This window comes from Tractidigestivibacter montrealensis, from assembly GCF_024741235.1.
Taxonomy (GTDB): domain Bacteria; phylum Actinomycetota; class Coriobacteriia; order Coriobacteriales; family Atopobiaceae; genus Tractidigestivibacter; species Tractidigestivibacter montrealensis.
The window spans coordinates 17405-32457 of record NZ_JANSKA010000008.1; the positions used below are offsets into that span (position 1 = coordinate 17405).

At 64.6% G+C, this 15053-nt stretch carries 11 protein-coding genes and 1 pseudogene; 8 read left to right on the forward strand and 4 right to left on the reverse strand.

The window, feature by feature from the left end:
- Positions 1 to 15 precede the first annotated feature (15 nt).
- Genes NVS32_RS10075 through NVS32_RS10085 form a run of 3 tightly spaced genes read right to left on the reverse strand, consistent with a single transcriptional unit; the run spans position 16 to position 4257 of the window.
- The gene (locus NVS32_RS10075) at positions 16 to 1926 is read right to left on the reverse strand and encodes an ABC transporter ATP-binding protein (protein WP_258499696.1); all 1911 of its coding nucleotides are present in this window, start codon (positions 1924 to 1926) and stop codon (positions 16 to 18) included.
- Complete coding sequence (locus tag NVS32_RS10080) at positions 1916 to 3745, reverse strand: ABC transporter ATP-binding protein (RefSeq protein ID WP_258499697.1); 1830 nt, start codon at positions 3743 to 3745, stop codon at positions 1916 to 1918. The genes NVS32_RS10075 and NVS32_RS10080 overlap by 11 nt, the downstream gene beginning before the upstream one ends.
- Positions 3742 to 4257, reverse strand: coding sequence for a MarR family winged helix-turn-helix transcriptional regulator (locus NVS32_RS10085; RefSeq protein WP_199589964.1), 516 nt, complete (start codon positions 4255 to 4257; stop codon positions 3742 to 3744). Before NVS32_RS10085 ends, NVS32_RS10080 begins: the two co-directional genes overlap by 4 nt.
- A gap of 262 nt (positions 4258 to 4519) precedes the next feature.
- On the opposite strand from NVS32_RS10085, the pseudogene NVS32_RS10090 reads away from it, so the two are divergent.
- Positions 4520 to 5314, forward strand: a pseudogene (locus NVS32_RS10090) (HAD family hydrolase).
- A gap of 55 nt (positions 5315 to 5369) precedes the next feature.
- On the opposite strand, the gene NVS32_RS10095 reads toward NVS32_RS10090, so the two are convergent.
- Positions 5370 to 7388, reverse strand: a complete 2019-nt coding sequence (locus tag NVS32_RS10095) for a YgiQ family radical SAM protein (protein ID WP_258499698.1) — start codon at positions 7386 to 7388, stop codon at positions 5370 to 5372.
- 204 nt (positions 7389 to 7592) lie between these two features.
- Here NVS32_RS10095 and NVS32_RS10100 point away from each other — a divergent pair, with 204 nt between their 5' ends.
- The 7 genes from NVS32_RS10100 to NVS32_RS10130 all read left to right on the forward strand — a co-directional run bounded on the left by NVS32_RS10100 (position 7593) and on the right by NVS32_RS10130 (position 14792).
- A complete protein-coding gene (locus tag NVS32_RS10100) occupies positions 7593 to 8639 on the forward strand; it encodes an inorganic phosphate transporter (protein WP_258499699.1) in 1047 nt (348 codons plus the stop codon).
- A gap of 9 nt (positions 8640 to 8648) precedes the next feature.
- Entirely contained in the window at positions 8649 to 9269 is a 621-nt protein-coding gene (locus tag NVS32_RS10105; RefSeq protein WP_258499700.1) for a DUF47 domain-containing protein, read from the forward strand.
- Positions 9270 to 10008: 739 nt separating this feature from the next.
- The gene (nadA, locus tag NVS32_RS10110) at positions 10009 to 10947 is read left to right on the forward strand and encodes a quinolinate synthase NadA (RefSeq protein WP_258499701.1); all 939 of its coding nucleotides are present in this window, start codon (positions 10009 to 10011) and stop codon (positions 10945 to 10947) included.
- 5 nt (positions 10948 to 10952) lie between these two features.
- Positions 10953 to 12194 (forward strand): L-aspartate oxidase, encoded by a 1242-nt coding sequence (locus NVS32_RS10115; RefSeq protein ID WP_258499702.1) that lies wholly within the window; start codon positions 10953 to 10955, stop codon positions 12192 to 12194.
- On the forward strand, positions 12191 to 13054 hold the full coding sequence (gene nadC / locus NVS32_RS10120; protein ID WP_258499703.1) for a carboxylating nicotinate-nucleotide diphosphorylase: 864 nt from the start codon (positions 12191 to 12193) through the stop codon (positions 13052 to 13054). Before NVS32_RS10115 ends, nadC begins: the two co-directional genes overlap by 4 nt.
- A 10-nt stretch (positions 13055 to 13064) precedes the next feature.
- A complete protein-coding gene (locus tag NVS32_RS10125) occupies positions 13065 to 13595 on the forward strand; it encodes a transcription repressor NadR (RefSeq protein WP_258499704.1) in 531 nt (176 codons plus the stop codon).
- A 159-nt stretch (positions 13596 to 13754) separates the two neighbouring features.
- Complete coding sequence (locus tag NVS32_RS10130) at positions 13755 to 14792, forward strand: branched-chain amino acid aminotransferase (RefSeq protein ID WP_042088820.1); 1038 nt, start codon at positions 13755 to 13757, stop codon at positions 14790 to 14792.
- Positions 14793 to 15053: the final 261 nt, after the last annotated feature.

Genomic DNA, 15053 nt, shown 5'->3' on the forward strand with positions numbered 1-15053 from the left:
GAGTTTCCCTTTGTCTCATTCCAGCTCGCGGGTGCCGGTCCAGAGCTGCCAGTACTCGCCGCGCTGCGCGAGCAGCTCCTCGTGCGTGCCACGCTCCACGATGTGCCCGTGCTCAAGCACCATAATCGCGTTGGCGTTGCGCACGGTCGAGAGCCGGTGCGCAATCACGAAGACCGTGCGTCCGCGCATGAGGGCGTCCATTCCTCGTGCGATAAGCGACTCGGTGCGCGTGTCCACGCTCGAGGTTGCCTCGTCCAGGATGAGCACCGGCGGGTCGCTCACGGCTGCGCGGGCAATGGCGATGAGCTGCCGCTGCCCCTGGCTGAGGTTCGCGCCGTCTGCCGTGACCAGCGTATCGTAGCCGTGCGGCAGGCGCGAGATGAACGAGTCCGCGTTGGCCACGTGCGCGGCATGGCGCACCTCCTCGTCGGTTGCGTCGAGCTTGCCAAAGCGGATGTTGTCGGCAATGCTTCCGCGGAAGAGGTGCGTGTCTTGCAGCACGATGCCCAGAGACGAGCGAAGCGACGTCTTCTTGATGTCGCGCACGTCGATGCCGTCGTAGATTATCTTGCCCGAGCGCACGTCGTAGAAGCGATTGATGAGATTCGTGATGGTGGTCTTGCCTGCGCCCGTGGAGCCTACAAAGGCAATCTTCTGCCCCGGCTTGGCAAAGAGCGAGAGGTTCGCAAGCACCGTCTGGCCCTCGTCGTAGCCAAAGGTGACGTCCTCAAAGCGCACGTCGCCGGCGAGAGGAACCGTGGTGCCGTCCTCGCGGCGCCACTGCCAGCCCGCGGCGCCGGTCGCCATGCGGCGGGTGGAGCCAGCGGCGGCGCTCGCCGTTGCGGGGGAGTTGCCGTTCGCCGCCGCGTCGCCACTTGCCGCTGCGTCGTCCTCCGCGCCTACGCGCTCCAGCGTGACCGTGCCCTCGTCCTTCTCGGCAGGCTCCTCCATCACCGAGAAGACCCGCTCCGCACCGGCAAGCGCCGTGAGCATGAAGTTGCCCAGCTGCGTGAGCTGGTTGATGGGCATGGCCGCTTGACGAACAAACACCAGGTAGCTGGCCAGGCTGCCCACGCCCATGTGGCCGCCTATGGCAAGCGCCGCGCCCACCACGGCCACCACGGCGTAGTTGGTGTACGAGATGGCCACCGTCGCCGGCACCATCGTCGAGGCGTAGGCCTGGGCGCCGGTGCCGCTTGCCTGTAGGTCCTCGTTGAGCGCGCGGAAGCCCTCGAGGTTCTCGCCCTCGTGGTTGAAGACCTTCACGACTTTCTGACCTGCGATCATCTCCTCCACGTAGCCGTCAAGCGCGCCCAGGGTGCGCTGCTGCTGCGAGAAGAGCCGCTTGGAGCGCCTACCCGAGAAGCGCACGTAGGCCACGATGATCGCGTCGCAGGCCAGCGTGATGAGCGTGAGCCGCCAGTCGAGAACCACCAGAAGAACGATGGTTCCCACGGTCTGGATGGCCGCCTGCACCATGTTGGCAAAGCCGTTGTTGAGCGCCTCGGAGATGGTGTCCACGTCGTTGGTGAAGTAGCTCATCACGTCGCCGTTGCGCGTGCGGTCGAACCACGAGAGCGGCAGCGTCTCGATGTGGCAGAGAAGGTCGCGGCGAATGTCGAAGACCACGCGCTGAGCTGCGCGGACCATGGTCTGGGTGTAACCCACGCTTGCGACGACGCCCGCCGCGTAGATGGCGGCGGTGAGCGCGACAAGGTGCACGAAACGCGTCCAGTCGCCAGCGCCCACGGCGTCGACCACGGGCTTGATCATGTACGTTCCGGCGAGGTTTGCCCCGCCTGTCACGCAGACCAGCACGGCCACGGCCAAAAGCTGCCAGCGGGCGTGTCCTAGGTATGAGAGAAACCTTCTCAGCGTGTGGCGCAGGTCCTTGGGACCTGCGGGGGCGCCTCCTCTACCGGGCATCGGTGACCTCCTTTCGGGTGGTTGCGGGCGTGCTTGCGGGCGCGGTGGGGCCGGTGGGCGCGGCGGGGCCGGCGGCGCTGACGACGGCGCTCGTCTCGGCGGTGCCGCCCACCTGCGACTCGTAGAGCTCGCGATAGATGTCGTCCGTCTGCAGCAGCTCCTCGTGCGTTCCCGTAGCGTGCACGCGCCCGTCCTCGAGCACCACGATCTGGTCGGCGTCCATGACGGAGGCCACGCGCTGCGCAATCACGACCTTGGTGACGTCCGTGAGCTGGGCGAGGTTCTCGCGTATGCGGGCGTCGGTCGCCATGTCGCACGCCGAGGTCGAGTCGTCGAAGACCAGCACGCGGGGGTGCTTGAGCAGCGTGCGGGCAATGCAGAGGCGCTGCTTCTGGCCGCCGGAGACGTTGCCGCCACCGTGGCCCAGGTCTGCGTCAAGCCCGCCAATGCGGTCTAGGAACTCGTCCGCGCAGGCCAGCTGGCAGGCGCGGAGCAGCTCCTCGTCCGTCGCCGCGGCGTTGCCCCAGCGCAGGTTGTCGCGGACGGTGCCCGTGAACAGGACGTTCTTCTGGAGCACAATGCCCACGCCATCACGCAGCGCCGCAAGGTCGTACTGGCGCACGTCGTGGCCACCTACCTCCACGGTGCCAGAGCTTGCGTCGTAGAGGCGCGCCATGAGCTGCACGAGCGAGGTCTTGCCGGAGCCCGTGGCACCCAGCACGCCCACGGTGGAGCCGGGGGCAAAGTGCAGACTCACGTGCGAGAGCACGTCCTTCTCGGCCGTGGGCGAGTACTTGAAGCTCACGTCGCGGAAGGCTACGTCGCCTGTGTCTACGTGGTCAATGCCATGCGCGGGGCTCTCTATGGCGGGCTTCTCGCGCAGCACCTCGCTCACGCGGTGGATGCTCGTGACGGCGCGCGCCAGGAGGAGAAAGACGTTCGAGATCATCATCAGCGAGTTCATGATGAGCAGCACGTAGCTCATGAATCCCGTGAGCGTGCCCACGCCCATCTCGCCTGCCATGATCATCTGGCCGCCAAACCACAGAAGCGCCACGCTTGCCACGTTCATCGAGAGCGTGAAGACGGGCGTGTTGATTACGGCGGTCCTGAAGGTGCGCGTGGCGGCGTTGGCAAGGCGCGCGTTGACCTGCTCGAAGCGCTCGGCCACGTAGCCCTCGCGCACATAAGCCTTGATGGCGCGTATGGCCACGAGGTCCTCCTGCAGTGCGTCGTTGAGCTGGTCCATCGCGTGCTGCATGGACCCAAAGAGCGGCGCCACGTGATGCACAATAAGTGCTAGGGCGCACGCCAGCGCGGGCAGGATCACAAAGAAGACCACGGCCAGCTTGGCGCTCATGGTGCAGGCGATGATGAGCCCGCACACGAGCATGACCGGGCCTCTCAGCATGGGCCTAAAGCCCATCACGAGGGCGTTCTGTATCACGGTGACGTCGGTGGTCATGCGCGTGACCAGGGAGGACGTGTCAAAGTCGTCGAGGTTGGAGAAGGCGAAGTCCTGCACGTGGGCGTACTCGGCCTCGCGCAGGCCGGCGCCAAAGCCCATGGCGACCTGGGCCGAGAAGCGCGCGTAGCCCATCCCCAGCGCGCCGGCGACGGCGGCCAGCGCAACCATGCGCGCGCCGAGCGCCAGGACAAGGCCCATGTCGCCGGTGGCCACGCCCACGTCGACGATGCTTGCCATCACGAAGGGGATGCAGAGCTCGAGCGTGGCCTCGGCGAAGGCGCAGAGCGCGGCGAGCACGAACTGCCTGCGGTAGGGCTTGAGGTAGCGGGAAACGAGGGTAAGATCACTCATCGCGCGCCTCCCTGGGGGTTGTCGTGGGGCGCTGCAGGATGCGGCGCTGGTGCCGGGGCCGCTGGCGCCGCCGGGGCGCTGGCGGTTGCGAGGTTCTCGTGCACGCGCTCGAGCAGCGCGGCGAGCGTGGCGCGCTCCTCGGCCGAGAGGCCGGCGAGCATGACGTCCTGCTCGTTGTCGCAGACGCTGTCCCAGGCAGCAAGCGCGCCGTGGCCCGTTGCTGTGAGCTCCACGGTCTTGGTGCGGCGGTCCTGCCCGCGCGTGGTGCGGACGAGGCCCGCCTGGCGGAGCAGGTCGAGCATGCGCGAGATGGCGGCGTCGTCCACCTCGAAGAACGCGGCCATCTCGTGCTGGGTGCTTGTGCCGTGAACGGCCAGGTAGGCGAGGAGCTTGGGCTGGCCAGGGCCAAGGCCCAGCTGCGCCATGCGCGGCCGCAGGTAGTTTGTCTGCGCGTGGTAGGCGCGGTAGAGCAGCATGTGCATGTCCTCGAGGGAGCGTCCCTCTTGCTCCATGGTTGTCACCTCCGATGAGACAAAGGGACTGTCCCTTTGTCTCATTGAGACAGGGGAAGCCCCGTATCTTGACGTATCAAGTAATCCTCTTCAGCGTATCTCGCGGCGGTATGGGGACAGTCGTCGCAGTGGGCCATCACAAAGTTGACGCATCAAGGGTTCACGAGCGGGGTATGCGCCCGCGCTATTGGCCTCGCGCGTGGTAGGGTATGGGCGCACTTCTCGCCCTAGCGCCGGCCGGCGCCGTCTGCAAGGAGAACCCATGCGCACACCCAAGCTCATTGCCAGCGACATCGACGGCACCATGCTCGTAAACTGGGCGCCGCGCTTCTCGCCGCAGATGCTGGGGCTTGTCGAGCGCATTGTGGACGCGGGCATCGTCTTTGTGCCCGCCTCGGGCAGGCAGTACACCAACCTGCGCCGGCTCTTCTCGCCCGTGGCCGACCGCATTCCGTATGTGTGCGAGAACGGATCGCTTGCCATTCTCGGCGACGAGCTGGTCTACCGCGCCACGATGGATGACGGTCTTGCGCGCGAGGTCATCGAGGACATGCTTGCTGACCCCGGCTGCGAGCCGGTGGTCTCGGGGATGCGGACGGTCTACGTGCGCGCTGGCGCCCCCGAGCTGGTGGACCACCTTGTGAACGTGACGGGCTACAACGTGACCGAGCTGGATGATGTCACGCGCATTCCGGAGCCGTTCATGAAGGTCTCGGCGTACTGCACCGACGGCGTTCCGCGCGAGCAGCACTGGCACGAGCGCTTTGGCACTCGGTGCACGGTCAAGGTCACGGGCCTATAGTGGCTCGACCTCATGCCCAATGGCGTCGATAAGGGCGTTGCCCTGTCTGCGCTGGCCAAGCGCCTGGGGATTGCGGCCGAGGACTGCATGGCGTTTGGCGATGCCGAGAATGACGTGGAGATGCTCGAATGGGCGGGCTGCCCCGTCACGATGGAGACGTCGCAGCCTTCGGTGCTGCCGCTTGGTCGGTACCGCACCGACACCGTCGAGCACGCGTTCGAGCGGATCCTCGACGGTCCCGGGTTCGACTGGTAGCACGGTGGGGCGAGGTGTCCGGCGCGGCGAGCGGAGGAAATTGCCCCTCCGGCGTCTAGCGCGCCCGGCGAGAACGCCGCCCGCCGCGACCCGCGCCGCGACCCGCGCCGCGACCCGAATCCCGCACCCGCGGCCGCTCCGGCCTCACCAGGCACTTGGGTCCGTAGCCGATAAGGTCCTCTCGGTGCGCGCGATGCAGCGCCTCCACCACCAGGTCGTAGTTCTTGGGGTCTCGGTACTGGATGAGCGCGCGCTGCATGGCCTTCTCGTGCGGGTTTGTGGGGCAGTAGACGTGCTTCATGGTGCGCGGGTCAAGCCCGGTGTAGTAGATGCAGGTACTCACCGTCGACGGGGTGGGGTAGAAGTCGCTCACCTGCTCGGGGTTGTAGCCCAGGTCGCGGCAGAACTCGGCCAGCTTGACGGCATCCTCCATCGTGGACCCCGGGTGCGAGCTCATGAGGTAGGGCACCACGTACTGCTCCTTGCCGCACGCGCGCGAGGCCTTCTCGAACTCGTGGACAAAGCGCTCGTAGACGTCGTTTGAGGGCTTGCCCATCACGCGCAGCACGTCGTCGCACACGTGCTCGGGCGCCAGGCGCAGCTGGCCGGAGGTGTGGTACTCGGCCAGCTCACGGATGAAGGTGTGGTCCTTGTCGTATAGCGCGTAGTCAAACCGGATGCCGCTGCGGATGAAGACCTTCTTGACGCCGGGAATCGCGCGGAGCTTGCGCAGCAGCCCTACGTAGCGCTCGTGGGTTACGCGCAGGTTGGGGCAGGGCTCGGGCGCAAGGCAGCGACGGTCCACGCAGGCGCCGGCCTTTGCCTGCTTGGGGCAGGTGGGCTGCATGAAGTCTGCCGTGGGGCCGCCAACGTCGTTGATGTAGCCCTTGAAGTCGGGGTCGTGCGTCATGGCCGTGGCCTCGGCAACCAGGGACTCGTCGCTTCTCGCCTGGATGATGCGCCCCTGGTGGAAGTTGAGCGCGCAGAACGAGCACTCGCCCAGGCAGCCGCGGTTGCTGGCAAGAGAGAACTTCACCTCGGCGATGGCCGGGATGCCGCCTGCAGCGTCGTACATGGGGTGCGCGGCGCGGGCGTAGGGCAGCTCGTAGACCTCGTCCAGCTCCGGCGTGGTGAGTGGCTTAGCAGGCGGGTTCTGAATCACGTAGACGCCGTGCTCGTACTCCTCGACTAGCGGGTGCGAGAGGTACGGGTTGAGGTTTCTGCACTGGATGCCAAAGCTGCGCGCGTACTCGGTCTTGTCGGCGCGCATTGCCTCCCAGGTGGGGAGAACCACGGGGTCAACGCACTGCTCGGTGGTTCTCGCACGGTAGACCGTGCCGGCAATCCAACTGATGTCGTGGACATCCACGCCGCCGTCGAGGGCGTCGGCGATCTCGATGATGGAGCGCTCGCCCATGCCGTAGGAGATGATGTCGGCGCCGGAGTCCAGAAGTATCGAACGCTTGAGCGAATCCGACCAGTAGTCGTAGTGGGCAAGGCGGCGCAGTGATGCCTCGATGCCGCCCAGCACGATGGGCACGTGCTTGCACGTGCGGCGGATGAGGTTGCCGTAGACCACGTCCGCGTGGTCGGGGCGCAGGCCCATCTTGCCGCCGGGGGAGTAGAAGTCCTTGGGGCGACGGTGCTTTGCCACGGTGTAGTGATTGACCATCGAGTCCATGTTGCCGCTGCACACGAGAAACGCCAGGCGCGGCTCGCCCAAGACGGTGACGCTTGCGGGGTCGCGCCAGTCGGGCTGCGCGATGACGCCCACCTTGTAGCCGTGCGACTCCAGCACGCGCGTGATGATGGCGCAGGCAAACGAGGGGTGGTCAACGTAGGCGTCGCCGCTCACAAAGACGAAGTCGCACTGGTCCCAGCCGCGCGCCTCCATGTCCTCGCGCGAGACGGGGAGAAAGGCCGAGCGGTCCGGGCCGCGGTGCGCCTGCGCCGAGACGGGCTTGCCGCCGTGGGCGCGGTGGGCGCCGTGCGTGCGATGGTCGCCGTGCGCGCCGGCGTTGCTCCGTGACCCGTCGTGCCCGCGCTGTTGAGACTCGCGCGTCTTCTCGTCCATGCGTCCTCTTTTCTCTGGATCAACGCAACCAGTGTAGTAGAAAGGCCAGCTCAAGCGCCCGCAGGCACCGGCGACGCCACGTCGCGACATTACGTCATGAAATTGGCAGCGGAATGTCAGTAACGTGTAACCTGCCAGCGAGAGCGCCATATTTGGTTGCATCAGGTATGATGCTTGCGCAAACAATCGAAAGGTAACGCCTACATGGTCAGCTTCTCCCAGTTTGTCGCAGCCGTCCAGACCAATCCGTTCCTCGCCTTGGTCATGGTCCTGGTCATCGGGACCATCTTCGTAAACGGCGCGACGGACGCCGCGAACGCCATCGCAGAGCCCGTGGGAACGCGCGCCATTGGCGTCAACCAGGCCATCGTCATGAGCGTGATTTGCAACTTTGTGGGTCTTATCGGCATGACGCTCATCTCCACGGCCGTGGCCAACACCATGAGCGGCATGGTCGACTTTGGCGGAGACACGCACGCCGCCCTTATCGCTCTGGCGGCGGCGACCGTAGGCATTGTGACCTGGGCTTCTATCGCCTGGGTCTTTGGCATTCCCACCTCCGAGAGCCACGCCCTCATCGCCGGCCTCACCGGAGCTGCGCTCGCCGTGCACGGCGGACTCGAGGGCGTGAACATGGGCGAGTGGATCAAGGTCATCTACGGCCTGGTGCTCTCATCGGTTCTGGGATATGGCGCTGGCTGGATAATCGCCAAGGTCATCCCCATTATCTTCCGACAGGCTGATCGACGCCGAATGAATAGTATCTTCAAGAAGTGGCAGGTCGTGGGCGCCGCCGGCATGGCTACTATGCACGGCGCGCAGGACGGCCAGAAGTTTATGTCCACCGCCATGATGGCCGTGCTTCTCTCGCAGGGCATGTCCGTCGACGGCGCGCAGTTCCCGCTTTGGATTGAGGTCATCTGCGCCGCGGCCATGGCCATTGGCACCGCCATCGGCGGCAAGCGCATCATCAAGAAGGTGGGCATGGAGATGGTCTCGCTCGAGCAGTACCAGGGCTTTGCCGCCTCGGTGAGCGCCACGGCGTCGCTGCTCATAGCCACGCTCACGGGCCTTCCCGTCTCGACTACCCACACGTCGACCGCCGCCATGATGGGCGCCGGCGCGGCAAAGAACGTTCGCTCCGTCAACTGGGGCGTTGCCAAGGAAATGGTCCTTGCTTGGGTCTTCACGTTTCCCGGCTGCGGCCTCATTGGATACCTGCTCACCAAGCTTTTCCTCGTCGTTTTCTAAGGAGAACCCATGCCCCGTGCCAAGAAAGAGGACATCTTCTATACCCTGCTCAAGGACTTTGCTGCGCGCATCGAGGACGCGGCCGTGGAGTACGTGAAGGTCATCACGGACTTTCCCGAGACCACGTCCGAGATTCCGCAGATGAAGGTCTACGAGAACAAGTGCGACGAGAAGGTCAAGCACATCATGGAGGAGCTCTGCTCGTCCTTCGTGACTCCCATCGAGCGCTCGGACATCAACGACCTCGCGCTTGCCATGGACGACATCGTGGACTACATGAACGCCATTGCCTCGGGGCTGGACCTCTTCAACGTGAACGAGATGCGCAAGGAGGGCCCGCAGATGGCCAACCTCACGCTGACGGCCGTCAAGGACATCCATGTGATGATCGATCATCTGCCCGACTACAAAAAGGACACGCTTGTCATGGAGAAGGCCATCGCCGTGGGCCACATCGAGGACGAGGGCGACCTTGTCTATCAGAACGCGCTGCGTCGCCTCTTCCTGGAGGAGCCCAACGGCCGCTATACCGTCACATGGACGCGTCTTTTCGACCAGATGGAGAACCTGCTTGACGCGTGCGACAACACCGCCGGCGTCGTGCGCTCCGTGGTGCTCAAGGGCGCGTAGGAGAGCCTCTCATCGGCGTGTTCGGTGGCGTGAGCGCCGAAAGGCAAGTTTTCACAACAAGTGTGTACGTAATCGCGCCTTCCGGCGACGGAAGGCGCGTCTCGTACAGAGTCCGTTGGAGACGCTGGCTTCGGTGCCTCCCTATTTTTGGACAAGCGTCTTTCTGTGACCCCCGGGCTGCATGAAAACGCTCTATCGGACGGGATTTTCTCATCCGTCGCATAAAAATAAGCTATCGGATGGTCTGTTAAGAGCCTCGACATCAATCGTTGAATTATACTTACACAAAGATGAATAAATCACATAATATATACAAAGTTATGTAACAGTAGTTTCATTACTGATGTAATCTCTCAAGAGGCACCGTCCGATAGAGCGTTTTTATGCAGAGCTTTCGGAACCTCCGTCCGATAGAGCATTTTTATGCGTGGGTCGACGCACCGCCCATATGCCGTAGTCGTTGTATCTAGTGCCAATGGATTTCTGAGTACCAATCAGGCGACTAGTGCACTCGTGCAGCCGTATCTGCGAAGTCCTCTCTCCGGAATCAAGCCGGTGTCCGTATCCGAGCTCTTGTAGAAGAAGCGGACAAAGGAGCCCTTCGTGGCATCCAGGAGACAAGGACGTTTCCTGGGGGCTGTGCCTACCGTTATGTGCTTTCAAGAACTGTCTTGTCAGATGGCAAGACAGAGTGTCATACTGTCGCCCCAGTGGCCGCACCAACCAAGGGGGGAGCATCGTGGAGGAAGTCCAAACTGGGCACAGGGAAGCGCTTGCCGAGAAGGTCGAGCGGCTCAAACGCGAGAGGGGCGCCGTGGTTCTGGCACACTACTACGTCCCGGCCGAGACCCAGCGTCTTGCTGACTACGTGGGCGACTCGTTTTACCTGGCTCGTCTTGCAAAGACCCTCGATGCCTCGATTATCGTGCTGTGCGGTGTCTCGTTCATGGCCGAGAGCGTGAAGCTCCTCAACCCCGCGCGCCGCGTCCTCATGCCGGAGACCGCCGCGGACTGTCCCATGGCACACATGGTGCGTCAAGAGGACGTGGACCGCGTGCGCGCCGAGGTCGCCGATCTTGCCGTCGTGGCCTACGTGAACACAACGGCCGAGGTCAAGCGCTGGGCGGATGTCTGCGTGACCTCCTCGAACGCCATAAAAGTGGTGCGCGAGCTGCCCGAGAAGAACATCCTCTTCATTCCCGACATGAACCTTGGTCGATACGTTGCCGAGCAGGTCCCCGAGAAGCACGTGATTCTAAACCGAGGCTACTGCCCCACGCACAACAAGATCGGCCTCGCGCAGGTCGAGGCGCTGGAGCTGGCGCATCCGGACGCACTGATCCTGGCGCACCCCGAGTGCACGCGCGAGGTGCTCGACGAGGCAGACTTCATCGGCTCCACCAAGCAGATCATCGAGCGCATTGCCACGGGCGAGGAGCGCGAGTTCATCGTGCTCACGGTGGTGGGCGTCGCGGACCAGATTGAGCGCCGCAGCGAGGGCCAAGGCAAGCGCATCTACTTCCCCGAGCCCGCGCCCGTGTGCCCCAACATGGCCATGGTCACCCCTGAGAAGCTGCTTTCCTGTCTGGAGAACATGGCGGGGGAGGTTGCGCTGCCGGCAGAGCCGCAGCGTGCAGTCAAGCCGCTCGAGCGCATGCTTGAGCTGGCGGGGAGGTGAGTGGCATGGCAAGCACGGCTGTTGTGGAAAGGCCTGCTCAGATGGCCGATGGGGCGGTGGCCCCGCAGCCGCGGGCGCTCGTGAGCGACGTCGTGATCGTGGGCTGCGGCGTGGCCGGGCTCTACTCGGCGCTCAACCTGCCGCGTGGCCTGCGCGTGACCATGATCTGCAAGGAGGACCTGGAGAGCTGCGACTCCATGCTCGCGCAGGGCGGCATCTGCGTGATGCGTGACCCCGACGACTACGACTCTTGGTTCGACGACACCATGCGCGCCGGCCACGGCGAGTGCCGCGCGCAGAGCGTGGACACCATGATTTGGTCGAGCCGCGACGTGATCCGCGACCTGGTGCGCCTGGGTGTCGACTTTGACCGCACGCCTGAGGGCGGCTTCGACTACACCCGCGAGGGCGCCCACTCGCGCCCGCGCATCCTCCACCACGCCGACGTCACCGGCAAGGAGATCACCACCAAGCTGCTCGCGCAGGTGCGCCGTCTTGACAACGTGGAGATCCACGAGCACGTGTGCATGGACGACCTTCTCGTCGAGGGTGGCTCCTGCGTTGGCATCGTGGCGCACGACGCGCGCGGCCGGCGCCTGGAGCTGCGCGCACGCGACGTCATTCTCGCCACGGGCGGCATCGGTGGGCTCTACGAGCGCTCGACCAACTTCCCGTGCCTCACGGGCGACGGCTGCCGCGTGGCCGCGGCGCACGGCGTGGCGCTCGACCACATGGACTACGTGCAGATTCACCCCACGTCGCTCTATACCGAGAAGCCCGGGCGCGCCTTCCTGATCTCCGAGAGCTGCCGCGGCGAGGGCGCCATCCTGCTCAATGCCGCCGGCGAGCGCTTCTGCGACGAGCTCCAGCCGCGCGACGTGGTCTCGAAGGCCATCTACGACCAGATGGAGCGCGAGGGCTCGCACTACGTGCGCCTCTCGTTCGAGCTTGTGCCCGAGGACGTCATCTGCGGGCACTTTGCCCACATCTGGCAGCGCTGTCTGGAGGAGGGCTACGACATCCGCCGCGAGCCCATCCCCGTGGTGCCCGCGCAGCACTACCTCATGGGTGGCATCCACGTGGGCGCAAACTCCCAGACCACCCTGCCGCATCTCTACGCGGCGGGCGAGACAAGCTGCAACGGCGTGCACGGCGCCAACCGCCTGGCGAGCAACTCGCTTCTCGAGAGCCTCGTCTTCTCTCGGCTTGCCGCGCGCGACATCGTACGAGAAAGGCATGCCGCATGAACTCGGTGACACTTAAGCTGCAGGCAGAGCCGCTGATTCTCTCGGCGCTGCGCGAAGACATCACCAGCGAGGACGTAACCACGGCGTCGGTGATTGGCGAGAAGGCCACGGGCGAGGTGCGCCTCATTGCCAAGGAGGACGGTGTCATCTGCGGACTGGACGTGTTCGCACGCAACTTCGAGCTGCTTGACCCCACGGCCACCTGCGAGTTCTCGGTCGAGGAGGGGGCCGACGTCACCGCCGGCCAGGATCTTGGCTGCGTGCGCGCCCACGTGCGGGCGCTTCTCTCGGGCGAGCGGGTCGCGCTCAACTACCTGCAGCGCATGAGCGGCATTGCCACGGCGGCGCGCCGCATGTCCGCGCTCTTTGCCGGCACGCGCACGCGCCTGGTGGACACGCGCAAGACCTGCCCCAACATGCGCGTCTTCGAGAAGGAGGCCGTCCGCGTGGGTGGCGCGGGCAACCACCGCTACAACCTCTCTGACGGCGTGCTGCTCAAGGACAACCACATCGACGCGGCCGGCGGCGTTGCCAAGGCCGTTGCCGCCGCGCGTGCCTACGCGCCTTTCGTGCGCAAGATCGAGGTTGAGGTCGAGACAATCGACCAGGTCCGCGAGGCGGTGGACGCCGGCGCCGACATCATCATGCTCGACAACATGGACCTGGATGCCATGCGCGAGGCCATCCGCGTGATCGACGGCGCGGCCGAGGTGGAGGTCTCGGGCAACGTCACGATGAAGCGCGCCGCCCGTCTCGCCGACCTGGGCGTGGACTACGTCTCTTCCGGCGCGATTACCCACTCCGCGCCCATCCTCGACCTCTCGCTCAAGCACCTCACCGTGACTTCGAATCCATGCTAGGCTGAGGTGCATGAGCGGAGAAGATCGCAGGGCAAAGATCGTGGCGCTCCTCGGCGAGGCCGGGGAGCCCATTTCTGGTGGCCAGCTGGCGCGCGAGCTTGGCGTGAGCCGGCAGGTAATCGTGCAGGACGTGGCGCTCCTCAGGCGCAGCGGCGTCGAGCTTGAGTCCACGCACCGTGGCTACGTGCTGCGCCGGCACAACATGCCGCGGCGCATCTTCAAGGTGTACCACACCGAGGAGCAGATAGAAGACGAGCTCAACCTCATCGTTGACCTGGGTGGCACCGTGGAGGACGTGGTGGTGAACCACCGCACGTACGGGGTCATCTCCGTGCCGCTCAACGTATCCAGCCGGCGTGACGTGGCGCGCTACCTGGCCGACATTGCGTCGAGCAGGTCGACGCCCCTCTCGCGCGTGACCTCCGGGTACCACTTCCACCATGTGAGCGCCCCTTCCGAGGAGGCGCTGGACGAGATTGGCGCGGCGCTTGCCAAGCGTGGCTACCTGGTGGACCGCCTGCCCTACGAAACCGTGGAATGAGACAAAGGGACAGTCCCTTTGTCTCATTCCACGCCGTGTTGGTCCTCTGTTGGCTTTGTTACAAGCTCCGCAATGATTGCGACCAGCTGGTTTCAGCGTCCTAATCTGGTTGAACGCACGCTCGCACCTGCGCGCGATACGGATGAGAGGGGAATACCAATGGAGAAGAAGGACATCGACTGGGGTAGCCTCGGTTTTGCCTACATGCATACCGACTACAGCTACGTCTCGAACTACAAGGACGGCGCCTGGGACGAGGGCACGCTCACGCCCGACCACACCGTTACGCTCTCCGAGTGCGCAGGGCTTCTCCACTACTGCCAGGAGGTCTTCGAGGGCCTCAAGGCCTACACTACCAGGAATGGCGACATCGTCTGCTTCCGCCCGGACCAGAACGCCGAGCGCATGTACAACTCCGCGAAGCGCATCTGCATGCCGCCGTTCCCCAAGGATCGCTTCGTGAAGGCCGTCGAGGAGGTCGTCAAGGCGAACGCCGCCTACGTCCCGCCCTTCGGCTCCGGTGCCACCCTATACATCCGCCCGCTCATGTTCGCGACCGGTGACGTCATTGGCGTGAAGCCTGCCGACGAGTACCAGTTCCGCATCCTCGTGACGCCCGTTGGCCCGTACTACAAGGGCGGCGTCAAGCCCGTCAAGCTGCAGGTCTCTAAGTTCGACCGTGCGGCACCCCACGGCACCGGCAACATCAAGGCCGGCCTCAACTATGCCATGAGTCTCTATCCCAGCGTCGAGGCGCACAGCAAGGGCTACGCGGACAACATGTTCCTCGACCCCAAGACTCGCACCTACGTTGAGGAGTCCGGCGGCGCCAACATCCTCTTTGTTAAGGAGGACGGCACCCTCGTTGTGCCGCAGTCCTTCACCGACTCCATCCTGCCTTCCGTCACGCGCCGCTCGCTGGTTGACGTGGCCGAGAAGATGCTGGGCATGAAGGTCGAGCAGCGCCCTGTCAAGTTCCAGGAGATTCTGGACAACGAGTTCGTCGAGGCCGGCATGTGCGGCACCGCCGCGGTCATCTCGCCCGTGGGCGAGGTCGACAACGACGACGTCCACTACGTCTTCAAGAGCGGCATGGAGAACGTTGGTCCCGTCATGAAGAAGCTGCGCGAGACGCTCACCGGCATTCAGTCCGGCGAGATCGAGGACCAGTTTGGGTGGGTTCACAAGATTTGCTAGTCACCAGGTACGTGTAGGCCGGAGGCCGGTTTCCTACGAGAGGTGCGCTGCGCGGAACTTCTCTCCGGAAACCGGCCTTCGGCGTATCGATGAGACAAAGGGACAGTCCCTTTGTCTCACTGGGACCCTGCGTGGTCCCTACCTTCTCGCGATTCCGACTGTCTGAGCACTGTGGGGCACGGCCTCGATAGATAACAGCGTTCATAGGCGCGAAAATGTCGAATTTGTTCCCGTTACTGCATGGTGAGGTACGGTCGCCCT

Bases quoted from the DNA above. Each gene is read 5' to 3' on its own strand.
- NVS32_RS10075 (WP_258499696.1), bottom strand. From the start codon at position 1,926: ATGCCCGGTAGAGGAGGCGCCCCCGCAGGTCCCAAGGACCTGCGCCAC.
- NVS32_RS10080 (WP_258499697.1), bottom strand. From the start codon at position 3,745: ATGAGTGATCTTACCCTCGTTTCCCGCTACCTCAAGCCCTACCGCAGG.
- NVS32_RS10085 (WP_199589964.1), bottom strand. From the start codon at position 4,257: ATGGAGCAAGAGGGACGCTCCCTCGAGGACATGCACATGCTGCTCTAC.
- NVS32_RS10095 (WP_258499698.1), bottom strand. From the start codon at position 7,388: ATGGACGAGAAGACGCGCGAGTCTCAACAGCGCGGGCACGACGGGTCA.
- NVS32_RS10100 (WP_258499699.1), top strand. From the start codon at position 7,593: ATGGTCAGCTTCTCCCAGTTTGTCGCAGCCGTCCAGACCAATCCGTTC.
- NVS32_RS10105 (WP_258499700.1), top strand. From the start codon at position 8,649: ATGCCCCGTGCCAAGAAAGAGGACATCTTCTATACCCTGCTCAAGGAC.
- NVS32_RS10115 (WP_258499702.1), top strand. From the start codon at position 10,953: ATGGCAAGCACGGCTGTTGTGGAAAGGCCTGCTCAGATGGCCGATGGG.
- nadC (WP_258499703.1), top strand. From the start codon at position 12,191: ATGAACTCGGTGACACTTAAGCTGCAGGCAGAGCCGCTGATTCTCTCG.
- NVS32_RS10125 (WP_258499704.1), top strand. From the start codon at position 13,065: ATGAGCGGAGAAGATCGCAGGGCAAAGATCGTGGCGCTCCTCGGCGAG.
- NVS32_RS10130 (WP_042088820.1), top strand. From the start codon at position 13,755: ATGGAGAAGAAGGACATCGACTGGGGTAGCCTCGGTTTTGCCTACATG.